This is a genomic window from Kaistella soli (genome assembly GCF_019038595.1).
GTDB lineage: Bacteria > Bacteroidota > Bacteroidia > Flavobacteriales > Weeksellaceae > Kaistella > Kaistella soli.
Map to the genome: position 1 here is coordinate 270,836 of NZ_JAHOPF010000005.1, position 24,522 is coordinate 295,357.

Below are 24,522 nucleotides of genomic sequence, written 5' to 3' on the forward strand. Positions count from 1 at the left end.
GGACTTTTAATATTTTATAAGCCTCTCCTGTGAAGCTCATTTAAATTAAATAATGCAATGAAAACCATAACATTTTCCTATTTTTTAATTATATGATTTGCATAATATTTATATTATTTATGAATTATCTTCAATATATAGCGATTTTTAATAATAATTACAAATCCTGCGTCAAAATATCTAACCTTTGATATGCACAAAATAAATTTATGCTAAATTTGCATGATATAATATAAATATAGATATGAGTTGTGGATGTAAAACATCCGGCGATTCGTCCCATTCATGCGGAACAAAATCTGCGAATGGCTGTGAAAATGTAAATACCTGCGGAAACAGTTATAAATTAAGCGTTTTCGATTGGCTCTCGAATGTCAGTAATCCCACTAAAAAGCAAACCGATTTTGTGGAAGTAAGATTCAAGAACGATCGTAAATTTTTTTATAAAAACGTAAACGGTTTACCGCTTCATATGGGGAGCGTAGTCACAGTAGAATCCAGCCCGGGTCACGATATAGGTGTAGTAAGCCTCACTGGGGAATTGGTAAAGATTCAGATGAAAAAGAAAAATGTTTCTGAAGAAAACCCCCTTAAAATTTACCGTTTAGCGAATCAGAAAGACATTGAAGTTTGGCAGGATTCGCGGGCAAAAGAAGAGCCCGTTAAGATTCAGGCAAGAAAGATTTCTCATGCGTTGAATCTCGATATGAAAATTACCGATGTTGAATTTCAGGGAGACGGTGCGAAAGTGACCTTCTATTATACGGCTGATAACCGCATCGATTTCAGGCAGTTAATTAAAGAATTTGCCGCAACTTTCCGTACGAAAATTGATATGAAACAAATCGGTTTCCGTCAGGAAGCTGCAAAAGTTGGCGGTATCGGTTCTTGCGGAAGAGAATTGTGCTGTTCGACCTGGCTTACCGATTTCCGTTCGGTAAATACCAACGCGGCACGTTATCAGCAGCTCAGCATTAATCCTCAGAAACTTGCGGGGCAGTGCGGAAAATTAAAATGCTGTCTTAACTATGAATTGGACAGTTACCTTGATGCTCTAAGCGATTTCCCTTCCTCTTCAACCACTATTGATACAGTAAACGGAAAAGCCTTCTGTATTAAAATCGACGTTTTCAAGAAAAGGATGTGGTTTGCATATGCAGACCGATCTATGGCGTGGTATGATCTGGATGTTCAGGAGGTAAAAAAACTGATCGCCCAAAACAAAAAAGGCGAAAAAACCCAGCCGTTAGAGGAACTGAAAACCAACGACATTCCGGTAAAATCGGTAGATCTGATTCAGGAAAATAACATGGACCGTTTTGAAAGGAAAAACAAAAATTCCGGCAAAAACCAGAACAGAAAAAAACCGAACAACGGCCAAAAACCAAATCCGAACCAAAAACCTGAGAATAAAGCTGGCGGCAATCAGACAGAGCAGCGAAAAAATGTTCCCGAAAAGAATCAGCCGCAAAATGCTAAACCCCAGAATCAGCAGCCGAAAAAATTTAAAAAGAAATTCCCGCCAAAAAAACGTGACGACAATGCATAAGATTCTGGCTGTTTTTTCCGTTTTGGTGATGTTCACCGGCTGCAGCACTTCTTCCGAAAATGTTGATATGAAGAACCTCAACGGAAACTGGAAAAAGAATGCTGAGCAGAAATTCAATTTTAAGGTAAACGATGCGCAGGATGCGAAAAATATTATATTTGTTGTAAGAAACAATAATGATTATCCTTACAGCAACATCCGTTTTATCGTAAATTTTTCGGATTTGAAAACGAATAAAAAAAGTATTGATACCTTAAATTATATTTTGGCAAAACCAAACGGAGAGTGGATTGGCAAAGGGTTTGGGGAAACCAAAGAAACTTTGTTTCAGTATAAGCTCAACTACAAATTTCCCCAAAACGGCAATTATTCCATTGGAGTGATCCACGCGATGAGAACCGATAATTTAAAGGGAATTGAAGACGTTGGTGTAAAAATAGAAACTGCAAAACCGTAATATTATTTATGGAAAATAAACAAAACCAGGGAAGCAAACCTAAACAAACCTTCCCCCTTCCTCCTAAGAATGTCAAAAACCGCGGCTGGAAAAAATGGGTCAAAATTGTCTGGCTGTCGCTTATCGCAGTAATTTTAGGAATTTCCGCCTTATTTTTTGCTGTTTCGCAAGGTTTTCTCGGCAGTATGCCCGATGTGAAAGAATTGGAAAATCCGGACATTTATGTGGCTTCCGAAATTTATTCGTCAGACGGTAAACTTCTGGGGAAATTCGAGAAGGAGAAGACGCAGCCCGTAACTTATAAAGAATTGCCTCCTTATTTAATTTATGCGCTTCAGGCCAAGGAAGACGAGCGTTTTAAAGAACATTCCGGAATCGATTTACAGTCTGTTGCCAGAGCTGTAGTTTACGGAGGAAGCCGCGGTGGTGGATCTACCATTACCCAGCAGCTTGCAAAACTTCTTTTTACGGATAAGGTTTCACAAAACAAAGTTCAGAGGGCTTTTCAAAAGCTCAAAGAATGGGTTGTTGCGGTAAGCCTCGAGAAGAGATATACCAAAGAAGAGATCATTACATTATATTTCAATAAGTTCGATTTCCTTTACAATGCCAACGGAATTGAGATGGCTTCAAGAGTTTATTTTAATAAACCTACCTCGAAGTTAACTCTTCCTGAAGCAGCAATGTTTGTTGCGATGCTGGAAGCACCGGTGAAAAATAACCCGATGCGTAATGAAACCCGGGCAAAGACAAGAAGAGACGTCGTTCTGGAACAAATGCTGAAAACAGGTTATCTGGATCAGCAAACTTATCAGAAAGCAATAGACACACCAATAAAGCTTGATTATCAGCCGATTAAATCTATTGATGAAGGTTATTCTGCATATTACAAATTTTATCTGAGAAAAGAAATTGACAACTATTTAAAGGATTACGAAAAGAAAACCGGTAAAACCTTAAACCTTTATAAAGATGGACTTAAAATATATGTAACCCTGGATTCCAAGATGCAGACCTATGCGGAAGCAGCGATCAAGGAGCATTTAACAGATCTTCAGCAAAGATTTGACGCGGAACAGCGGGGACGGAAACAGAGACCGTTCTATTTCCTTAATGACAAGCAGATTGACGGTATTATGTTGCAGGCCATGAAAAGAACCGGAAGATACAAGCAGCTGAAAAATGCAGGGGTTTCTGAGGATTCCATCATGATGGATTTTAAAAAGCCGATCAAAACTTCACGATTTACCTGGAATGGTGAAGAAGAAGTGGAAATGTCACCGTTGGATTCCATCCGTTATCACAAACAGATTGCACAGGCCGGTCTAATGTCAATGGTACCCGGAACCGGGGAAATTAAAGCCTGGGTAGGCGGGATTAACTGGCAGCACTTCCAGTATGATCACATTAAACAGGGAAAAAGACAGGTGGGATCCACCTTCAAACCTTTCGTTTATGCTACTGCAATTATGAAACTGGGAATGACACCTTGCTCTACCGTTTCCAACGCAACCTACAGAAAAGGAACTTGGACTGTTGAAGGCTCAGGCGGAATGCTTACTTTAAAAGATGCACTTGCCCATTCTAAAAACCCTGTAGCAGTTCGGCTCATCGAGATGACCACACCTAAAAGCGTCATTCAGACCGCAAGAGATTTAGGGGTAACTGAAGAAATTCCTAACGAATATGCGGTGGCGCTCGGTTCTTCCGATATTACGATTTTTGAAATGTTGGGAGCATACAGCACATTTGCCAATTACGGGAACTATATTAAACCCGAAATGATCTGGCGTATTGAAGATGCGAACGGACGAGTTATTAAAGAAGTAAAACCATTGCTGAAAGAAGTGATGAATGAACTTTATGCGTATACGATGATCGATCTGATGAAAGGCGTTGCAGCCTTCGGTACCGCTTCCGGTGAACTCAGCAGAAGAGGAGTTGATAAAAATATCGAAATTGCTGCAAAAACCGGAACCACTCAGAATAACTCTGACGGTTGGTTTATGGGAATTACCCCGAATCTCGCAACAGGAGTTTGGGTCGGCTGGGAAGACAGGGCCACGCACTTCCGCGGAACTGGCGAAGGTCAGGGAGCGAAAATGGCTTTGCCAATCTGGGCAATTTTCATGACAAAGGTCTGGGCAGATAAAACACTGGGCGTCTCACCAGACGATAAATTCGTTAAACCTTCCAACTGGACCGGAAGCTGCTCTGACCTTCAGGGACTGGGCGGATACGGTGACGAAGGAGGTCTGCAGACCATAGACGAATTAAAAGCGCCTAAAGTGGATGAACAAACCAATCATCCTACAAAACCTTCAGGTAAAAAAGAAGAGAACGTCAACGAAAACATCAATACCGGAGACGAAATCGATTTCAATAAATAACATCATTTTTTGAAATGAACCCACAAACATCCTTTCATTTTTTGGAAGGATGTTTTTTTTAACGAACTTTGAATTATGAATTTAGATCAAATCACCCAACCGTTTATCAATGAATTTCCCGGCGATTTCTCAGGAAACACCATGCAGCGCCAAACCCCGAAAGTTCTGTTTGCGACGGTCGCGGTTGCTGAATATCAAAACCCGGAACTGATTATTTTCAATGAAAAACTTTCGGAAGAAATCGGCCTCGGAAAAATAGACAATGAAAGTGATCTGCAGTTTCTGAACGCCTCTTCTGTGCCGGAACTTTTAAAAACTTATTCCACCGCGTATGCAGGACATCAGTTCGGGAACTGGGCCGGGCAACTTGGTGACGGCCGCGCAATTTACGCGGGTGAAATCAAAAACAGTCAAGGAAAAAAGACCGAAATACAATGGAAAGGAGCCGGTGCTACGCCATATTCCCGCCATGCAGACGGCAGAGCAGTGCTCCGGTCGTCAGTCCGCGAATATCTGATGAGTGAAGCGATGTTTCATTTAGGAATTCCCACTACCAGAGCACTTTCTCTTTCTTTTACCGGAGAAGAAGTGATGAGAGACATGATGTATGACGGAAATCCTGAATATGAAAAAGGCGCCGTCATGGTAAGAACAGCTGAAAGTTTTCTGCGCTTCGGACATTTCGAACTGTTATCCGCTCAGAAAGAAACCGATACTTTAAAAAAACTCGCCGATTTTGCCATCGGAAATTATTTCCCTGAAATCAATACAGAAGGTACGGACAGATATGCTCAGTTTTTTGAGAAAGTTGCAGAAAGAACCGCTGCAATGATTGTTGAATGGTACCGCGTCGGTTTTGTGCATGGCGTAATGAATACCGATAACATGTCCATTTTAGGACTTACAATCGATTATGGACCGTTTTCTTTCCTGGATGAATACAGCCTGAATTTCACCCCAAATACAACCGATTTGCCCGGCCGCCGTTATGCTTTTGGAAATCAGGCTAAAATAGCGCAGTGGAATCTTTGGCAGCTCGCGAACGCTTTGTTTCCACTGATTAAAGATGAAAAAATTCTCGAAAAAATACTTAACGGTTTTAGCGGTAATTTCTGGAAGCAACATGATGAAATGATGGCGAAAAAATTCGGCTTTAATGAAGTTATGGAAGGTGATGACGCGTTTTTCACCGATGTGCAGCAGATGATGGGAGATTTAAATATAGATTATACGCTGTTCTTTAACCAGCTCGAAAAACTCGACGAAAAAACAGATTTGGATACTCATTTTAAGGAAATTTTCTATGCTCCGGTTTTAGCTGAACAGTCTTTAATTTTTGAGAACTTTATTAAAACCTATTTGATCCGTTTAAAGAAAAACACTGTATCCAAGGCAGAATCTTTAAGCTTGATGCAAAAAAACAATCCGAAATTTATTCTCAGAAATTATCTTCTTTTTGAATGCATCAAAGAACTGAACGAAGGAAAAAAAGAACTGTTTAACAAACTGCTTTCCGCGCTGGAAAATCCTTACGAAGAACTTTATCCGGAATTTTCCAAAAAGCGTCCGCCGCTGTATGATGGGCAAACCGGGAGCTCTACCCTTTCCTGCAGTTCGTAATTTTTCTTATTTTTGACGAAATTTTTAACCTTGGTTTATAAACAAAAATTTACTGATTTTCTAAAAACAGTTTTCCCTTCAACGAAATTCGAGTTTTTACTCTTTATCATTTTCATTGCTGTTTATGGCTTTTTAGGAAGTTTCATTGCGCTGAATTACCGCATTATTTTTGATGAGAGAATTCCCTGGGATGCTTATTTCAGTTTTGACAACCGCGCGATAGTAATGACCGGCGGCGGTTTTGAAAGACACCCGCTTGCCAATTATTACTTTGACTGGATCCGGGATTTTGCCTATCTTTTTTCCAACGGAAAGAAAGACGGAACGTTCCGTCTGGTTTTGGCTTGGTGCAGCAATTTTGCGGTGAGTTTAAGCTTGGTTCAGATTTACAAATATTTGAAAAACATCACCGTTTTACCGAAGAAAATTTCTCTGCTGATTCTCGCGTTTTTTGCTTTCTTCACTACTAATATTTTGCTTTCCTTCACACCGGAAACTTACACATACACTCTGTTTTTTCTCGTCTTGTTTAATTATTATGCAGCTTTAAAACTAAAGAAGGACCAAAAAATTACGGCTCCGGCGCTTATTTTGGCAGGAGTTTCTGTGGGCGGATTAACGGTGACGAATATTGTAAAAGTTTATATTCCTTTACTTTTGGAGAAAAACATTTTTACCAACTGGAAAAAATTTGGGAATGGTATTTTGCGGGTTATAGCATCCGTTGCTGTATTCGTATTGCTGTTTCTTTACCGTTTGGATTTCAAATTTCTGAATTTTCTCAACAAATCCGAGCAACAGTACGAAAAGTTTTCTACCCCGAAAGTTACGCCGGTGTGGGATATGATTTTATCCTGGTTCTTTGGCGGAAACATGCTCTTCTCAGGTTTTGAAATCCGAGATTATCACAACAAAAGTGGGTTTAAGTACAAAGCGCTTTTTATGGAGGTTTATGATTCGTGGATACCGTATTTGTTTGTGGCTGCTGTGCTTATTCTTGTTTTCTGGAGTTACATCAAAAACTTCAGAAATAAATTTGTGCAGATTTTAATGATTTCATTTCTGGTGGATATCGTTATTCACTGTGTTTTAAAATTCGGGCTTCACACTTCCTATATTTACGGGGGACATTTTGTTTTTGTGGTGCCGCTGCTCCTGGGATGGCTTTTTTATGCTTATAAAAACTCCCCAAAGATTCTTTCGTTTCTTTATGTGTGGGTTTGGATTTTATTCGTCTACTTGGCGCTCAATAACCTTTTCAGGATGGAAGAATTTTTTATGTTTCTGGATCAGTTCTATCAGTAAAAAAAACGCAACCTTGAGTTGCGTTTTTTTTATCTTCAATTGTTATTATTTAATTTCCACACAACCTACTCTGCCGCCTGCATTTCCGGTAGGCTGAGTATGAAAGTCGTCTTTTCCGGCATGGATAATCAGTGATTTTCCGACAATATTTTTAGATTCGTCAGTACATCCGATGCACCATTTATCTGTTTTGAAAACCAATCTTGCGGTTCCGTCTTTATCCGCGGTAAGGTTTCCGATATCTCCCATGTGGAAATGTTCGGCTCCCCATTTTCCGTGGTCGTTATTGGACGGATTCCAGTGACCTCCTGCTGAACTGCCGTCAGCAGCGGAGCAATCCCCTTTTTCGTGAATATGCACGGCATGAATTCCGGGTGTAAGTTTGTAAACATTCAAATCCAGTGATACATTTTTACCGGCTTGGGTAAATTTTGCTTCACCCTGGGTTTCGGTTCCGCTTTTGGACATTACTTTGTAATTTTTTGTCGTTGAGCAGGATACAGCAAGTACGGCACTGCAGACAAGTACAGAAAGTTTGGAAATTTTCATAATGATTCAGGTATTTAATGATCGTATAAAGTTAAGAATAATTTCAGGGTTATTTAGATTTTAACAGCTCAGCTGTGATTTCCCGCCATTCGGTTAAAAATATTTTCAGCAAAACGCATTCCGCAATATCTTTGCTTCATAAAATTACAACCATGCCAACACTTATCCTCTCGAAAACATTAACACTTATTCTCCTCTGCATTGCATTTTTTCTTAACGCCCAAATCACCGTTTCAGGAAAAGTGAATTTCAAAAATAAGGGAGTGAAAGACATTTCCGTTACCCTGAAAGACTCGTATGACGGTGCCACCACCGACGAAAACGGTAACTACTCCTTTCAGACTACAGAAAAAGGAAATCAGATTCTTCTATTTTCGAATCCTAAATTTGTAGACGTTGAGAAAACTATAGTGATTGAAAACAATCCGGTTACCGTAAATACTGACCTGAAGGAACAGATCTCAGAAATCGACGCCGTCGTCATTTCAGCGGGATCTATTGAAGCCAGCGACAGAAAAAGAGCCACCGCGCTTTTAACTCCTATTGACATTTACACCACTGCAGGCGCTAACGGACAGGTATCATCAGCTTTGGAAACGCTTCCCGGGGTTCAGAAAATCGGCGAAACGGAAGGTTTGTTTGTGCGTGGCGGAACCGGTGCAGAAACCAAATTTTTCATGGACGGAAATCTTGTGAATAATTTTTTCGGCAATTCTGTTCCGGGCATTAAAGCGATGGACAGGCTGAATACTTCCCTTTTTAAAGGAAATGTTTTTTCGAGCGGCGGATATTCGGCGATGTATGGCCAGGCATTATCATCTGTTCTCGTTTTGGAAAGTATTGATTTTCCCGAAAGAAACTCAGTAGACATAGGGATTTCACCGATATTTCTTAGCGGCGGTTTCCAGAACGTGAATCAGGAAAAAACAAAATCTTTCGGAATTTCCGCGGCTTATACTAATCTTGTTTTAATGACGAAACTGCTCACTTTCAACAATAATTTTACAAAAGCACCGGAAGGTTTCGGAACCAATTTCAACTTCAGAATTAAAAATAAAAGCGGCGGAATTCTTAAATATTACGGAAGTTTTGATACCAATACAATGGGTCTGCAAGCGGAAAGTCTGGAACTTAATACGGATTTTGACAACACGTCCCTGAAAGGTAAAAACACATTTCACAACCTTTCATTCAGACAGAAATTTGGGAAATATCTATTGAATTTGGGAAGTTCATATACTTATAACAACAATAACATCGATTTGAGCAGTACTTATCATGATACTGAATTCAATCCGAATACGATTGACATCACCGGAAATTATTTCAATGCGAAAGGAACTTTAGAACGGAAAATCAATAAAATATCAGCGGTCAGAGGCGGCGTGGAATTTAATCAAACCCATGAAAATACCGAGGTTGCACTTTCACCGGTTCCGTTCAAATTCAACGATGGGATCACTTCAGTTTTTGCGGAAACTGATTTAGGATTCAGCAATAATTTCTCCGCAAAATTAGGCTTAAGGTCTGAATATTCGTCCGCTGTAGATGACTGGAATCTGGCTCCGCGACTTGCTCTTGCTTACAGGATTTCTAAAAACTGGACGAGTTCTCTCGCCTATGGAATTTTCTACCAAAACCCGGAAAACAGATTTTTTGGAACTCATGATCTGAATTATCAGAAATCGGAACATTATATTTTGCAGGTGCAGAAATCTGAGGAAGGAAGAAGTCTGAGACTGGAAGCTTTTTATAAAAACTACACAGATTTAATTAAAACCCGCATAGAAGATTACAGACCTGTAGCTTTTAACAACAACGGAGACGGCTTTGCGAAAGGAATTGAACTGTTCTGGAGAGATAAAAAATCAATTAAAAATATCGATTACTGGGTTTCTTATTCATTTCTCGATTCTAAGAGAAATTTCCAGAACTACGACCAAAGTCTGTTCCCGAATTTTGCTGCAAAACACACGCTTTCTTTGGTTGCCAAAAAATTCGTCACCAACTGGAAAACCGGTTTTAATCTTTCCTATAATTACGCTTCGGGAAGACCTTACTATAATTTCATGACAGACAGCAGCGGAAACTATTTCCTTAATAATCAGGGGAAAGCAAAGGATTACAACGCTTTAAATTTCAGTTTAAATTATCTTCCGAATTTAGGTAAAAAAGACGCGAAATCATTTACAGTACTGGTTCTATCCGTTAATAATGTCCTTGGACAGAAAAATATTTATGGTTACAATTTTTCAAATGACGGCCTAAGAAGTAAAGCGATTCTTCCTTCTGCAAATACTTTTGTGTTCATCGGTGCGTTCATCAGTTTCGGAATTGACAGAACGGAGGATGCGATCAATAATAATCTGTAATACCTTTCGGAAAACAAAATCAACCTTTCAGAAAAAAAATATTTAAAGAAGAAAAATTATAAGATACCTTTGAATTACAAAATAAGAACAAACAACAAAATTAAAATACAATGAAAAACTTATTACTTGGAATATGCCTTTTGATCGGAGTAAACGCATTTTCCCAAACCGCCTACGAGAAAGCAATGACCGAAAAAATCGCGCAGGTGGAGCAGCACAAAACTCCGGATGAGTTTACTGCTTTGGCCAATGATTTCAAAAGAATCGGGGACAAAGAAAAAACCCAGTGGCTTCCGTATTATTACGCAGCATTTTCTACGATCCAAAAAGGAAGATTAGCGATGCGCGAAGGAAAAGTTGCCGATCTGGATCCGATTGCTGACGAAGCCCAGAAATCTCTTGATCTTGCAATAGCGTTAAATAAAGACAATGCAGAAAATCTGGTTCTTCAGAAAATGATCCACGGTTTGAAAATGATGGTAAATCCACAGCAGCGTTTTATGAGCGAAGGAATGCTGGCGGCAGACGCTTTATCAAAAGCTGAAAAGGCAGACGCGGAAAACCCAAGAATCACTTTGATGAAAGCGGAGGATACCTATTTCACTCCGGAACAATTTGGCGGAAGCAAAGCTAAAGGTCTGGAACTTTTTCAGAAAGCACTTGATCAGTTCAAAGTGTACAAAACCAAATCTGCATTTGATCCGAACTGGGGAAAAGGAGAAGCAGAATATTTTCTTGCAACCAAGCCTTAAATTCACCAATATAAATAACAAATCTCCTGAAAAACTCAGGAGATTTTTTTATTGATTAAAGTCCGAAGACAATTCCGACACTTGGGATAAACCCGCTGCCAAAAACCGATTTGTCTTTCTTATACAGCACATTGTACATTCCGCCGACCTGCATATATGTCCTTTCTCCGAGCTTCTGCATATAACCGCCACCGAGATAAAGCGCCGATTCATTTCCTGAATATTTCAGATTATCTATTTTGTTTTTCTGATCGATAAAATATTCCTGGAACATCCCGCTCAGAAAGAAATTACGGGAAAAATAGTAATTGGCGAAAGGACCGACTCCTACCATTGTCGAAGAATAATACTGTGAATTTGACCATGTTAAGCTTCCTGCCAAACCTGTTTCTAAATTCTCAGTGACTTTGTAACCTACTCTTGGTGAAATATACAGGGAAGTTCCGCTTCCGCCGCTTCCAAAACTTCCTCCTAAACCTGCGTAGCCACCGAATGTCCATTTCGAGTCAGCGCCTGCGGTTTGGGCAGAAGTCCCGATCTGGGCCTGTGAACCAAATCCTAACATCAGGAAAAGACCAATTATTATTTTTTTCATTGGATTTCAATTTATTGGATGTTCAAATTTATATTAAAATTCTGTACCAAATGACGATCATTTATATTTTCAATATTGAGAGTTCCGGGAAATCTCAAGAAGCGGGAACCTGAATTTTAGCCCCGATTGTAACGGAAATCCTTTTTGGCGGCGGCTTCGCCGCTGCCAAAAAGATTGCAGTGGAAAGCGGGATGAGTCTCCCAAAAGAAGTTCCGGCCTCGGCGCTCCTGAATATTCTGCGATTAATATTGTAAATTTGCAGCCGTAAAACTTTCCCTTAACGAAAGCGTAACAATAATATGAAAATAGTTGTAGGTTTATCCGGTGGTGTAGATTCGAGTGTAGCAGCATATCTGCTGCAAAAACAAGGACACGATGTGGTGGCGCTTTTTATGCGGAACTGGAACGATGCGTCCGTAACTCTGGAAGATGAATGTCCGTGGATTGAGGACAGCAATGATGCGCTGATGGTCGCGCAAAAGCTCGGAATCCCTTATCAGGTGATTGATATGAGCGAATTATACAAGGAAAAAATCGTTGATTACATGTTCGCGGAATATGAAAAAGGAAGAACGCCGAATCCGGATGTTCTTTGTAACCGTGAAGTGAAATTTGACGTCTTTATGAAAACAGCTTTATCGCTTGGCGCTGAGAAGGTTGCAACAGGACATTACGCGCGTGTTGACTCTACTTTTGATGAAAATGGCAAAGAAATTTTTCATCTTCTCGCAGGGAAAGACACTAATAAAGACCAAAGCTATTTTTTATGCCAACTCAGTCAGGATCAGCTTTCTAAATCTCTGTTTCCGATCGGTGAACTGACGAAACCTGAAGTTCGGGAAATTGCAAAAGAAATCGGTTTGGTTACAGCGGATAAAAAAGATTCGCAGGGTTTATGTTTCATTGGAAAAGTAAGTTTGCCAACATTTTTACAGCAACAGCTGAAACCAAAAGAGGGCGAAATTGTTGAAATTTTCAACGATTTCGCTGAATTTCATACAAAAAAACCTCAATTCTCATCAAAACTGGAAGAACTGGAATTTCTTTCCAGAAAAATTAAATACCAAAAATACGATGGAAAAGTCATCGGAAAACATCAGGGAGCGCATTATTTCACAATTGGCCAAAGTAAAGGTTTGGGAATCGGCGGACACAAAGAATCCTGTTTTATCATTTCCCGCGATATGGAAACCAACACCATTTTTGTAGGCGAAGGAAAAAATTTCCCGGGACTTTATCAAACTGCATTAAAAATAGAATCTTCTGAAATTCATTGGGTTCGGGAAGATCTCCGTTTGAAGAATGGCGAATCGATGCAGGTAAAAGCAAGAATCCGTTACCGGCAAACCCTGGAAGATGCTACACTTTATCAGTTTGGAGAAGGACTTTATATTGAATTCGTTAATCCGCAATCTGCAGTTGCTGAAGGGCAGTTCGCAGCGTGGTATCTGGAAGATGAACTGATTGGAAGCGGGGTTATTTCTTAAATTATTTCGAAAGCCAATCTTTAAAATCCTTCACACGGTCGCGGCTCACCGAGATTTCCTCTTCGGGCTGAAACTCCATTTCAACTTTGTAATAAGGTGAAGTATGAATATTTTTGATGAAATTTGAATTGATAATAAACTGTCTGTTTACACGGAAAAAAGTTTTATCATCAAGAACTTCCTGGAGTTCGTCCAGAGTGAAATCGGTGGGATAATTCCGTTCTTTGGTCTGAAGGTATACGATTTTGTTTTCGCTGAAAAAACACGAAACCTCATCCGTCTGAACGATCTTCAAATTGTATCCGATCTTCACCAGAATTCTTGAAAGTTTCTGCTTCTCTTCTTTAATTAATGATTTGATTTCCTTTAAGTTATGATTGCTTTCTGTAGGCAGGAAACTTTTGTACTTATCAATAGCTTTTTGTAAATCCTCTTCCATAATCGGCTTCAAAAGATAATCGATGGAATTGAGCTTAAATGCTTTTAAAGTATACTGATCAAACGCCGTTGTGTAGATCATAAAGCTCTTCGTAGGAATCTTTTCAAAAATGTCAAAAGACAAACCGTCCCCTAAAACAATATCAGAAAATATGAGGTCCGGATGTTGGTTTTCCGTAAACCAATCAATACTTTCTTCCACCGAATTCAATGTTGCAACTAATTCTAAATCAGGAAACAAACCCAATAATCTTTCCAGTTTCCGGGCTGCAGGTTTTTCGTCTTCTATGATTACGGTTTTGATCATTGATTAAATTTTGAGTTTTAGGTTTATCGGTTTAATGTAAGTTTTAGTTATTTTTTCAAACTTAAAAAATTATTTGTATTTGTCCATCAGTTCTCGGATCTTTCTCTCTTCCCAGTCTTTTCCGAGAAATAAATTAGGCATAAAAGCACTTATTCCATGCGCTAAAAGACCGATTCCCCAAAAGATGGCAGTCCAGTAATTATCCATATTCAAAAGAGATTCTCCCTCCTGAGTATTTCCTGCAATAATAAACAGGTTGACCAATACATAAACCGTGGCGTGAATATAGAATCCTTTCATTCTTTTCACTCTTCTTTTGGCCTGTAAATATCTGATATCGTTTTCGTTATTGGTTTGCATCATGTTGGTTTTTAAGTTCTTTTTTTATCATGTCATTTTCCCATTCGGCATTCAGAAAGAAAAGTTTTACTGATTTTACTGTCAAAATAATTGCCCAGATCACAAAAATTACTGAAACTCCGGAACTGTAGAAAAAATCTCCGGTTTTATAAAACCTGTATAATGTAACAGCACAGAAGATGATTAAAAACAGAAACAAGCTGCCGTAAAATTTCTTCAGACGGGCGACGCGCTCCGCTGCGTTTCTGTACTTGATTTCGGTTGAATTTTCCATTATTTGCTTTTTAAGTTTTCCTTATCTAAAATCTTCTGGATCTGTTTTTCCTCCCAGTTTCTGCCAATGCCGAAAACCTGCAGGGCATGCGACGCCAGACCAATTCCCCAGCCCAACATCGGCCACCAGAACCAAATATGTTTTGGCGAAGTATACAGGTTAACAAAGATCAGAAACGGAATAACCAAACAGTAGGACATTAAATTCGCATAGAAGCCTTTCAGTTCTTTCACCCTTTTTGCGGCTCTTTCGTAAGCCTGGGACTCTTGTGACGGTTGTGTTGTCATTGCTGTAATTTTTTGAGTTAATACCGGTATTTTCACCTTGAAAAAGTCGGCAGATTTTTCGATAAATACGTTTTGTTTTGTGAGTAATGCATAGCGCTGTACAATGTTTGAAAGACCAATCCCTGCGCTTTCTTTTACCTGTTCTCTAGCCATCAGGTTATTTTCGATGAGGAGAAAGCCCTTTTCTGAATAAATTTTAATATTCAGCGGCTTTTGTGAGGTTGCGAAGTTATGTTTGATGCAGTTTTCCAGAAGCAGCTGCAGTGAAAGCGGAACAACAAAAGATTTCAGGTCGTTTTCATTGACGTTAAATTCAAAGTTGACGCTGTCTTCGAATCTTGTCTTTAACAAATCGCAGTAAGTTCTTGCAAATTCGATTTCTTCTTCAACAGTAACCAGTTCTTTATCTTTCTGCTCCAGAACATAACGGTAAATCTTCGACATTGAGGCAGTAAAATGCTGCGCCTGATCAGGATTTTCGTCAATTAAAGAACTTAATACATTTAATGAATTAAAGAGAAAATGAGGATCCAGCTGATTCTTCAATGTTTCGAACTGTGCATTGGCCGATTTTGCGATCAGTTTCTGTTCCACGACTTCTTTACGGGTGGATTTTTTCCATTCCTCGATAAAACCCTTTGCATGCAGAATAGCCGAAATCATGAGCGCGAAGTTGATCATAAACCAGTTCACGAAGTTCATCGTATCTGAGAAAAAGTCCTGAGGATTCTGATTTTTGATCAGGATAAATACCACATAATTGCAGAACAGAACCATTATAACGTTTCCGAAAACCGTAGCAAGAATCCCGAAGATGGTTCGCTGCCGCGTATTTTCGACCCATGAAAACTTCTTATTCAGAAAAGAGTTGATCTGGTGATTTCCCATGGATAAAACAATGGTATAAAAAAGGGAAATGCCCAAAGTAAACAGAAAATTCTGCACCGTTTTTTCGCTGTCAAAGAAGGTAAAGAAGAACAGTCCCGCTCCGAGCGATATAAAAAGGATGTTATAAAAATCTTTTCTTTTCATGGGTTAATTTCTTAAGCAAAACTATTTCAAAATAAAGGTAAATAAAATAATTTCTCACCGAAAGGCGGAATTTAAGTTCTGAACTGTAAAAAACAAAACCACCGGAAATTCCGATGGTTTTGTTTTGGTTAATATCTTTATAATTATTTCATTTCTCCGACAACCGCTACTGCTTCCTGAAGATACAGATCGCGCTGAAGATTTTTGGTCCAGTTCTGAGATTTCTTTGCAAATGCTTCATCTTTCTTTTCACGGATTACTTCATCCGGGTTCAGGGTGAATTTCAATCCGTTATTGAATTTATCTAAAGCTTTGAATTTCTCAATCTGCGACTTTCTCGTTTTCATCACTTCATTAAATTTTGCCTGATTCAGGGAAATGCTTTCCTCTTTATCAAGGTTTTCTTTCCATTGTGCAGATTCCTGAACTAACTGGTAAGTTCTGTTATTCTGAAGCCTCGTTTCAATTCCTTTCTGAAGAGCCTGAACAGAGAAATAATTCACAGGCTGATACGCTACTGCCGGAATTTTATCCCAAGCCAAAGCATAATCATCATAACGCTCCCCAATTTCTGCGTAGGTAAAGAAATCTTTCATTTTAATGTCCGATTCAATCCCTTTTCTTTGGGTAGATTCTCCTGTGATTCTGTAGAATTTCTGAATGGTCAGTTTCAGGGAACCAAAATCATCGTTGGTATTCAAAAATCTGTTCAGATCAACGAAAGTCTGTACAGTTCCTTTTCCGAAAGATTGCGGAGAACCGATCACTACGCCTCTTCCGTAATCCTGCATTGCTCCTGCCAGAATTTCTGATGCCGATGCTGAAAGTTCGTTCTGCATAATCACCAAAGGACCGGTCCAAAGCGGTGTACTAGTCTTGTTTTTCAGCGTCTGAATTTTTCCGTTACCGTCTTTTACCTGAACGTAAGGACCGGCATTCATGAACAATCCCATGATGTCGCCTACTTCGGTTAAACTTCCTCCTCCGTTATTTCTTAGATCCAGGATGATTCCCTGAACATTCTGTGCTTTCAGTTTGATCAGTTCATTTTTAATATCGTCAGATGCATTTCTGCCTTTCGCGTCTTCAAAATCTGCATTGAAGCTTGGCAGATTAATGAATCCGTATTTTTTACCGTCAGGTGAATTCACGATGATGCTTCTTGCAAAAGTATCTTCTATAGCTACTTCTTCACGGATCATCGTTACTTCCTTAATGCTTTTGTCTTTTTTCTCCACTGTTAAGGTCACTTTGCTTCCTTTTTCACCGCGGATAAGTCTCACGGCTTCATCGGAAAGCATTCCAACCACATTTACTGCGTCTTCATCCGGTTTTGATTTTACTTTCAGGATCTTGTCCCCTTCGGAAAGCTGTTTCGATTTCCATGCAGGAGCACCAATAGTAAGTGCACCTAAATATAAATATCCTCTTTTCTCCTGAATGATCGCTCCAATTCCGATCACTTTTCCTTTGAACTGGGTATCGAAATCTTCCTTATTTTTTGGCGAATAATAATTGGTGTGCGGATCGAAAACTTCGGTATAAGCATTCATATACACGGTAAACCAATCCATTTTATTTCTTTTCTTAAACCTTCTGAAAGTGTCAGTTACCAGGTCTTTTACCTCTTCGGTAGCTTTAATTCTTTTCTGTTCCGGCGTAAGGATTTCCAGTTTAATGGTATCCTTTAAATTAAATTTCTGAACCGAATCTTTCTTCTCTTTCTGCATTTCTTCTTTCGCTTTCAGAGATTCCATTTCCTGAAGAATATTGTACTTGATATATTTTCTCCATTCCGCAGACATTTCATTTGAATTGGTGGCGTACTTCTTGATTTTAGGTTCTAGAACAAGCGTTTCGTCTTCGTCTAAATTAATCGGTTTGCTGAGGATATCCTGAGTGATTTTATCGATTTCATCCACTCTCTGGTAAAGTCTGTCGACAGTGAGTTTATAAAAAGTCAGATCACCTTGGTTCAGGTAATCATCAAGCTTTGTTTTGTGTTTCGCAAATTCATCCATATCCGACTGCATGAAATATCTTTTCGATGCATCTACCATTTCGAAATAATGCTTGTAAACCTCCTGGGAATAGGCGTCATTAATGGGTTTTGGTGAATAATGAAGGTAGCTCAGCGTATTTTTTACACTCACCATAATCGTTGACATTTTTTCGTCATCGTTTTTTGGTGAATTAAAACAGAATGCTAAGCTCGTAAGTGGAATAAAAAGCAGTAATCTATTGAGTTTTAATTTCTTGAACATGTTATGATTTTATGATATCTAATTTGTTAAGGTTTTATCCGTTTTGTTACAGGATTTTACAAAGTATCAAAATTAATACCTTATTTATATTTGAACACTATTTTTTTAAGTAATTTTGTTGGAAAACCCTTTAATTATATGCAAAGACCTTTGATATTAGTCACCAATGATGATGGAATAACGGCTCCAGGAATAAGAAATCTGGTGGAATTCATGAATGAAATCGGAGAAGTGGTCGTGGTAGCGCCCAATTCCCCGCAGAGCGGAAAAGGCCATGCGATCACTATTAATTCGACTCTTACTTTTGAAGAAATAAATTTAGACGGTCCGCAAAAAGACTATTCTTTAAGCGGAACTCCCGTGGACTGCGTAAAGTTTGCCCTCGATAAAATTCTTACAAGAAAACCCGACATCGTGGTTTCAGGAATTAATCACGGCGCCAATTCCTCCATTAATGTCATCTATTCCGGGACCATGAGTGCCGCGGTGGAAGCCGGTGTGGAAGGACTTCAGGCGATTGGCTTCTCGCTCCTTGATTTTTCCTGGGACGCAGATTTCAAGCAGGCAAAAACCCATATTCAGAGCCTTGTGAATAAAGTTCTCGAAAACCCAATGCCTAAAGGAATTGTACTGAATGTTAACATCCCAAAACTCAGCAGCGGAGAGATCAAAGGAATAAGAGTCTGCAAACAGGCTGATGCCAAATGGGAAGAAAGTTTTGATGAACGCATCAATCCGCACGGTCATAAATATTTCTGGCTTTCAGGTTATTTTAACAACATGGATACCAGCGAAGATGCTGATGAAGTTGCACTTTCAGAAGGTTATATCTCTGTGGTTCCGGTAAAATTTGATTTAACAGCTTATGAATATTTAGAAAATCTGCGCGAAATCTTAAAATAACAAAAACAAAATGAGAATTGAATACGAAATAAAACTTGGCTTTAAAGACGTCATGATCCGCCCGAAAAGATCTACCCTGAAAAGCAGATCTCAGGTAAGCGTGGAAAGAAACTTCACATTTGTGAATTCCCAGAAAAAATGGAGCGGAGTTCCTGTCATTGCCGCCAATATGGATACCGTAGGAACTTTCGAAATGGCAGAAGCACTTGCCAAAGATAAAATTGTAACCGCGATTCACAAACATTATACCCCTGAAGAATGGACTGCATTTTTAGAAAAACAGCCCGACTCGATCTACCAGTACATTGCCCTCAGCACCGGAACCGGAAAAGCTGATGAAGAGAAAATAAAAAAGATTGTTGACCAACATCCGAAAATTGAATTTCTCTGTATCGATGTTGCCAACGGCTATTCCGAACATTTTGTGGAATTTGTTAAAAGGGCAAGAAAGAACTTTCCCACCAAAACCATTATTGCAGGAAATGTAGTTACCGGAGAAATGGTGGAAGAACTTATTCTGGCCGGTGCAGATATTATCAAAGTTGGCATTGGTCCCGGATCTGTCTGTACGACGAGAATTAAGACCGGTGTGGGCTATCCACAACTTTCCGCCATTATTGAATGCGCTGATGCTGCACACGGACTTGGCGGACATATTATTTCGGATGGCGGTTGTAAGATTCCCGGGGATGTGGCGAAAGCTTTTGGTGGCGGCGCCGATTTTGTGATGCTGGGCGGAATGTTTGCAGGACATGATGAAAGCGGCGGCGACATGGTGGAAGAAAACGGTAAGAAATTTAGGCTCTTTTACGGAATGAGTTCCCAAACTGCGATGGACAAACATGCCGGTGGTGTTGCGGAATACCGTGCTTCGGAAGGTAAAACGGTGAAAGTGCCTTACAAAGGTGCGGTTTCGGAGACGGTAAAAGATATTTTGGGCGGAGTCCGCTCTACCTGTACCTATGTTGGCGCTTCACAACTTCGCGAACTTTCAAAAAGGACTACGTTTATCCGGGTGGCGGAACAGCATAATGAAGTTTTTGGGAATTAAACTTAATTCTGTGACAGAGAGCTCAACTGCCCTTTCCTTTTATTTTCCTGAATAATAAATGTGAAAAATTACTGAAATGATGAAACTTATCAGAACAAACTCAGATAACCAGGATTTTATACAGTTGGTAAAAATGCTGGACGAATATCTTGCCTATACGGATGGGGAAGATCACGCCTTTTATGACCAGTATAATAAAATAGATATGCTGAAGCACTGTGTTGTACTTTACGAAGAAGAAAATGCGGTGGGATGCGGTGCGATAAAACCTTACGATGAGAATTCTGCAGAACTGAAAAGAATGTTTGTGATTCCTGAATTCCGAGGGAAAGGTTATGCTTCAAAAATTCTTTCAGAGCTTGAAAACTGGGCGAAAGAGCTGGGTTTTCAAAGTGTAATACTGGAAACAGGAATCAACCAGCTGGAAGCCATAAAAATGTACGACCGAACCTTTGAACGTATCGAAAACTACGGCCAATATAAAGGCGTTGAAAATTCTCTGTGTTTTAAGAAAGATTTGGGATAGAATTAAAACCTTCAAGGATTTGGAATCCTTGAAGGTTTATTTTTTTAGGTCAACATTCCGCCATCTACATTCAGTACCTGACCGGTAATGTAGTTTGACATTTCGCTTCCAAGGAACACGCACGCGTTTGCAACATCTTCTGGCTGTCCTCCGCGTTTCAAAGGAATTCCTTCTCTCCAACCCTGAACGGTTTTTTCGTCGAGTGCAGCGGTCATTTCAGTTTCGATAAATCCAGGCGCAACGGCGTTACAACGGATGTTTCTTGAACCCAATTCCAGTGCGATAGATTTTGAAAACCCAATTACCCCAGCTTTTGAAGCTGCATAATTGGCCTGTCCAGCATTCCCTTTAACTCCGACAACGGAGGTCATATTGATTATAGAGCCCGATTTAGCCTTCATCATCGGCTTAATTACCGCTTTCGTAAGGTTGAACACAGAATCTAAATTAACTCTGATAATGGTATCCCAATCTTCTTTGGACATTCTGAGCATTAAATTATCGCGGGTGATTCCGGCATTATTGATCAGGATATCAATCCTTCCAAATTCTGCCATTACTTCCTCCACTAATTTCTGTGCTGCATCATAATCAGAAGCGTCTGACTGATAACCTTTCGCTGTTGTTATCTTTGAAAGTTCCTCCTCTAAAGCTTTTGCTTTATCCACAGAACCCGCATACGTAAATGCTACTTTTGCACCTTCTTTGGCGAAAACTTCCGCTATTCCTTTTCCTATTCCGCGGGTTGCACCGGTGATGAGGGCAACTTTCCCTTCTAATAATCCCATATCAGTTAATTATTTAAATTTTTGTATTTGTTTCTTGACTGCGGTTTGTCCTCTTCATCACTTTCTTTTTCAGAATTGTTGATGACAAGCACAATTTCCCCTTTTAAAGTTTTACTTTTAGAGAATTCAATTAACTCATTGACAGTACCGCGTTTAGTTTCTTCAAATTTTTTGGAAATTTCCCGGCTTAAACTCACTTTCGTCTCTTCACCGAAAAATTCTTTAATCTGTTCCAGAGTAGTATTGATCTTGTGCGGGCTTTCATAAATAACAATTGTTTTATTTTCTGCAGCCAGCTGTTTCAGCTTGGTTTGCCTTCCCTTTTTCTGAGGTAAAAACCCTGAGAATAAAAACTCATTATTCGGTAATCCGGAGACGACGAGTGCAGGAACGAAAGCTGTTGCTCCCGGTAAACACTGCATTTCCAGATCTGCATCCGAAACCGCTTTTGACAAAAGATAGCCGGGATCAGAAATTCCAGGTGTTCCTGCATCCGTAATGATTGCGATATTCTGTCCGTTTTTTAAATCACCAATTACTTTCTGCGTCATCTGATGCTCGTTATGTAAGTGATAGGATTTCAACGGTTTAGAAATTTCGAAATGTTTCAAGAGAACGCCGGAGGTTCGGGTATCCTCACATAAGATATAATCCACCTCTTTCAGAATCTTTACGGCTCTGAAAGTCATATCTTCTAAATTTCCAATCGGTGTTGGAACAAAATAAAGCATTCCCGACATATTCTTTAAGTTAATCCTTGAAGGTTTTAAAAAGCTTCAAGGATTTAATTTATAATTTTTCAAATAAATCCTTACAAAATTCTTCTAGCCCGGGATCTCTTGCTCCCATTAAAAGCAGAAGCGTTCCTTCCGTGAGTTCGGGTCTCAAAGCATCAAGCAAATCATCTCTGTTTTCTACAAAATGCGCGTTTTTACCTTTAGCTTTGATGTCCTCAATTAAATCATTTGCCGAGATATCTTTTACGGCAGTTCCGCCGGCGTAGAATATTTCGCTCATCCAGATTTCATCCTCAGGTCTTAAAGCCTCGGAAATCTCTTCCACGAAATCATTTCTTAAAAACCTTGTTGGTCCGTAACCATGCGGCTGAAACCATGCAATTACTTTCTCTGCCAAAGGCTGACAGGCTTTGATAGAAGCAGCGCATTTAGCAGGATTGTGAGCGTAATCATCGATGACCCAAATTCCGTTTTTCTGTCCGAGAATTTGATGACGGCGATAAATTCCTTCATATTTTGAGAGACTTTCCGCACAGGTCTTCAGAGTAACACCAATCTGATGAGCAACAGCAATTGCTGCGGCTGCGTTTTCTACGCTGTGTCTTCCAAGCGAAGTCATTTGGAATTTCTGGTTTAATACTTCAAACGTTAATGAAAGGCCGTTTTGCTGAAAATTCCAGGCAGAATATCCTGCATTTTCATCTTCAAAGCCAAAATCATTTTCTGCATCTGCAGACAAACTTTTAGTCAGTGTATTTGATTGATTAACAACAAATAAACGCTTTGTATTATTTTTGAAAATAGTAAATAATCCGATCAGTTCATCAATTTCCTGATGGTCTTTATCAATGTTTAAAAGCAAGCCGATTTCCGGCTCATACTGAACCACTGAACCGTCACTTTCGTCCGCTTCAATAATCAGCCAGTCGCCTTTTCCAACCGCAGCGTTTCCTATTTTTCCCTCTTTAATAATAGAGGTTAACCCTGCACCGGAAATAATACTCGGTTCTAATTTTGCATCAAGTAAAACCTGATATAACATCGCTGATGTTGTTGATTTACCGGAAGTTCCGGCAACGGCAATTGTCTTTTTACTTTTGGCGATAATGGATAGGAGTTCGCTTCTTCTGATGATGGGAATTCCTAATTCGTTTGCTTTCTGCACTTCGAAGACTGTGTCTTCAATCGCGGTGGAAACTACAATTAAATCTGTTTTTTCCGTAATGCCGCTTCCGTCCTGAAGAAAACATGTGATGCCTTCCTTTTCTAACTGTTCTTTAGTTCTGTTGAAGGTTTCCGGTAGAAAGTAGCGGTCGCTTCCCGAAACTTCTTTCCCGATTCCCTTAAGATACTGCGCAATTGCGCTCATTCCCACTCCGGCAACACCGATAAAGAATACGTTTTGAAAATCGTTTATGCTTTTGATCATTTTTTCTATTTCCACGTTACAGAAATTTATTTTCTACGAGATTCCAGAGTCTCTGCGCATATTCATCGGATTTTTTCCAGTCTTTGGAATAATAAATATCACTTAAATATGATTTTGCCTGCTCCAGATCAGTGAAAGAATTCAGTTTATCGATTGTTATTTTTAATTCCACAGCGTCGCCATCGAAAAGATGTCTGATGAAAGCAACTTTGTCATTCAGATCGAGTCTGAATTCAGGTTTTCTTTTTTCAGCTTCCATAAAATCAGTAGGAATATTGCTTTTAAGCATACTTCCTGAATTCATTTTTTCCTCCGCAGTTTCTGCTTCGTTCTCCTCCATCTTTTCTAAGGGATCCTCGTCAAATAAATTCTGAACAGCTCTCAGTCCTTTGATATGAGCGAGTTTGAATTTTTTTTCCTGTGCGTGCTGAGCGGTATGGGAATCTTCCGAAACATCCTTCGGCGGATGAATAACATCTTCCTTATTGAATTCCACTATTTTTCTGCGGCGTTCCTCGAGTTCCAAAAAATCTCTTTCTTTCTGCGCAACAATGTCTTCGTAATTGGGCTGAGTTTCCTCTGCAATCGTCGAAACTATTTCTGATGCCGGAACGATATTTTTTTCCTGATGATCTTCAGCACTGACCTCTCGATTAACTTCATTTTCTGAATTTAAATCCTCATCATTCTCAATTTCATTGAGTTCATTAGTGAAAATTACTTCCTCCTCAATGAGATCTTCTTCCGACGGAGCATCTTCAAACCGTTCTTCGGTTTTTGGATTTAATTGACTTGTATTTTCCTGATTACCAGTATTATGCAAATCAACCTCTTCAATAAAACTGTCTTTATTCTTTTCTAAAATTCTAAGAAAAGCAATTCTGTCCGTTATTTCTGCAAACAAATCCTGCTTGGCCAACAGTTCTTCGCGGGAATTTATTTTGGAAAGCGTTTCGAGAATGCTTTTGGATTCAAAAAAAATTTTTTCCTGTATATCTTGAAGGTTTTGCATAATAAAGCTATTAAATTTCCTTAATTTTGGTCTTTAAA

At 39.4% G+C, this 24,522-nt stretch carries 22 protein-coding genes; 11 read left to right on the forward strand and 11 right to left on the reverse strand.

The window, feature by feature from the left end:
• Nucleotides 1-244 precede the first annotated feature (244 nt).
• The 5 genes from KSK37_RS11655 to KSK37_RS11675 all read left to right on the forward strand — a co-directional run bounded on the left by KSK37_RS11655 (nucleotide 245) and on the right by KSK37_RS11675 (nucleotide 7,321).
• A complete protein-coding gene (locus KSK37_RS11655) occupies nucleotides 245-1,549 on the forward strand; it encodes a PSP1 domain-containing protein (protein ID WP_088359130.1) in 1,305 nt (434 codons plus the stop codon).
• Complete coding sequence (locus KSK37_RS11660; RefSeq protein ID WP_217201687.1) at nucleotides 1,542-2,006, forward strand: gliding motility lipoprotein GldH; 465 nt, start codon at nucleotides 1,542-1,544, stop codon at nucleotides 2,004-2,006. The genes KSK37_RS11655 and KSK37_RS11660 overlap by 8 nt, the downstream gene beginning before the upstream one ends.
• 8 nt (nucleotides 2,007-2,014) lie before the next feature.
• Nucleotides 2,015-4,396 carry a penicillin-binding protein 1A gene (locus KSK37_RS11665; protein WP_217201689.1) on the forward strand — a complete coding sequence of 794 codons (2,382 nt, stop codon included), beginning with the start codon at nucleotides 2,015-2,017 and terminating at the stop codon, nucleotides 4,394-4,396.
• 75 nt (nucleotides 4,397-4,471) lie between these two features.
• Entirely contained in the window at nucleotides 4,472-6,016 is a 1,545-nt protein-coding gene (locus tag KSK37_RS11670) for a protein adenylyltransferase SelO (protein WP_217201690.1), read from the forward strand.
• 30 nt (nucleotides 6,017-6,046) lie between these two features.
• Nucleotides 6,047-7,321 (forward strand): DUF6080 domain-containing protein, encoded by a 1,275-nt coding sequence (locus KSK37_RS11675; RefSeq protein WP_217201692.1) that lies wholly within the window; start codon nucleotides 6,047-6,049, stop codon nucleotides 7,319-7,321.
• A gap of 45 nt (nucleotides 7,322-7,366) precedes the next feature.
• Here KSK37_RS11675 and KSK37_RS11680 read toward each other — a convergent pair whose 3' ends face one another.
• Complete coding sequence (locus KSK37_RS11680) at nucleotides 7,367-7,870, reverse strand: superoxide dismutase family protein (RefSeq protein ID WP_179209373.1); 504 nt, start codon at nucleotides 7,868-7,870, stop codon at nucleotides 7,367-7,369.
• 152 nt (nucleotides 7,871-8,022) lie between these two features.
• Here KSK37_RS11680 and KSK37_RS11685 point away from each other — a divergent pair, with 152 nt between their 5' ends.
• On the forward strand, nucleotides 8,023-10,242 hold the full coding sequence (locus KSK37_RS11685; protein WP_217201694.1) for a TonB-dependent receptor: 2,220 nt from the start codon (nucleotides 8,023-8,025) through the stop codon (nucleotides 10,240-10,242).
• 110 nt (nucleotides 10,243-10,352) lie between these two features.
• Nucleotides 10,353-10,994 (forward strand): hypothetical protein, encoded by a 642-nt coding sequence (locus tag KSK37_RS11690; protein WP_217201696.1) that lies wholly within the window; start codon nucleotides 10,353-10,355, stop codon nucleotides 10,992-10,994.
• A 55-nt stretch (nucleotides 10,995-11,049) separates the two neighbouring features.
• Here KSK37_RS11690 and KSK37_RS11695 read toward each other — a convergent pair whose 3' ends face one another.
• Nucleotides 11,050-11,589: a hypothetical protein gene (locus KSK37_RS11695; protein ID WP_217201698.1), complete on the reverse strand. Its 540-nt coding sequence runs from the start codon at nucleotides 11,587-11,589 to the stop codon at nucleotides 11,050-11,052.
• Nucleotides 11,590-11,888: 299 nt separating this feature from the next.
• Between KSK37_RS11695 and mnmA the strand changes: the two genes are divergently transcribed.
• Entirely contained in the window at nucleotides 11,889-13,076 is a 1,188-nt protein-coding gene (gene mnmA / locus KSK37_RS11700) for a tRNA 2-thiouridine(34) synthase MnmA (protein ID WP_217201700.1), read from the forward strand.
• 1 nt (nucleotide 13,077) lies between these two features.
• On the opposite strand, the gene KSK37_RS11705 is transcribed toward mnmA, so the two are convergent.
• From KSK37_RS11705 to KSK37_RS11725, 5 genes are all read right to left on the reverse strand, one after another.
• Nucleotides 13,078-13,821 carry a LytR/AlgR family response regulator transcription factor gene (locus KSK37_RS11705; RefSeq protein ID WP_088359123.1) on the reverse strand — a complete coding sequence of 248 codons (744 nt, stop codon included), beginning with the start codon at nucleotides 13,819-13,821 and terminating at the stop codon, nucleotides 13,078-13,080.
• A gap of 69 nt (nucleotides 13,822-13,890) precedes the next feature.
• Nucleotides 13,891-14,184 (reverse strand): 2TM domain-containing protein, encoded by a 294-nt coding sequence (locus tag KSK37_RS11710; protein ID WP_343216991.1) that lies wholly within the window; start codon nucleotides 14,182-14,184, stop codon nucleotides 13,891-13,893.
• Nucleotides 14,168-14,455, reverse strand: coding sequence for a 2TM domain-containing protein (locus tag KSK37_RS11715; RefSeq protein WP_217201702.1), 288 nt, complete (start codon nucleotides 14,453-14,455; stop codon nucleotides 14,168-14,170). Before KSK37_RS11715 ends, KSK37_RS11710 begins: the two co-directional genes overlap by 17 nt.
• Nucleotides 14,455-15,774: a 2TM domain-containing protein gene (locus KSK37_RS11720; protein ID WP_217201704.1), complete on the reverse strand. Its 1,320-nt coding sequence runs from the start codon at nucleotides 15,772-15,774 to the stop codon at nucleotides 14,455-14,457. The genes KSK37_RS11715 and KSK37_RS11720 overlap by 1 nt, the downstream gene beginning before the upstream one ends.
• Before the next feature lie 143 nt (nucleotides 15,775-15,917).
• Entirely contained in the window at nucleotides 15,918-18,038 is a 2,121-nt protein-coding gene (locus KSK37_RS11725) for a carboxy terminal-processing peptidase (protein ID WP_217201706.1), read from the reverse strand.
• A 138-nt stretch (nucleotides 18,039-18,176) separates the two neighbouring features.
• On the opposite strand from KSK37_RS11725, the gene surE reads away from it, so the two are divergent.
• From surE to KSK37_RS11740, 3 genes are all read left to right on the forward strand, one after another.
• Nucleotides 18,177-18,941, forward strand: coding sequence for a 5'/3'-nucleotidase SurE (gene surE / locus KSK37_RS11730; RefSeq protein WP_088359118.1), 765 nt, complete (start codon nucleotides 18,177-18,179; stop codon nucleotides 18,939-18,941).
• 10 nt (nucleotides 18,942-18,951) lie between these two features.
• Nucleotides 18,952-19,992, forward strand: a complete 1,041-nt coding sequence (locus KSK37_RS11735) for a GMP reductase (protein WP_217201708.1) — start codon at nucleotides 18,952-18,954, stop codon at nucleotides 19,990-19,992.
• A 76-nt stretch (nucleotides 19,993-20,068) separates the two neighbouring features.
• Nucleotides 20,069-20,518, forward strand: coding sequence for a GNAT family N-acetyltransferase (locus KSK37_RS11740; RefSeq protein WP_217201710.1), 450 nt, complete (start codon nucleotides 20,069-20,071; stop codon nucleotides 20,516-20,518).
• 44 nt (nucleotides 20,519-20,562) lie between these two features.
• On the opposite strand, the gene fabG is transcribed toward KSK37_RS11740, so the two are convergent.
• The 4 genes from fabG to KSK37_RS11760 are packed head-to-tail and all read right to left on the reverse strand — an operon-like array spanning nucleotide 20,563 to nucleotide 24,484.
• Nucleotides 20,563-21,306: a 3-oxoacyl-[acyl-carrier-protein] reductase gene (gene fabG, locus KSK37_RS11745; protein ID WP_088359115.1), complete on the reverse strand. Its 744-nt coding sequence runs from the start codon at nucleotides 21,304-21,306 to the stop codon at nucleotides 20,563-20,565.
• Between the two features lie 5 nt (nucleotides 21,307-21,311).
• Nucleotides 21,312-22,046 (reverse strand): 16S rRNA (cytidine(1402)-2'-O)-methyltransferase, encoded by a 735-nt coding sequence (gene rsmI / locus KSK37_RS11750; protein ID WP_217201712.1) that lies wholly within the window; start codon nucleotides 22,044-22,046, stop codon nucleotides 21,312-21,314.
• A gap of 49 nt (nucleotides 22,047-22,095) precedes the next feature.
• Nucleotides 22,096-23,472, reverse strand: coding sequence for a UDP-N-acetylmuramate--L-alanine ligase (locus KSK37_RS11755; RefSeq protein WP_217201714.1), 1,377 nt, complete (start codon nucleotides 23,470-23,472; stop codon nucleotides 22,096-22,098).
• A gap of 16 nt (nucleotides 23,473-23,488) precedes the next feature.
• Nucleotides 23,489-24,484 (reverse strand): hypothetical protein, encoded by a 996-nt coding sequence (locus tag KSK37_RS11760; RefSeq protein WP_217201716.1) that lies wholly within the window; start codon nucleotides 24,482-24,484, stop codon nucleotides 23,489-23,491.
• Between the last annotated feature and the right edge of the window lie 38 nt (nucleotides 24,485-24,522).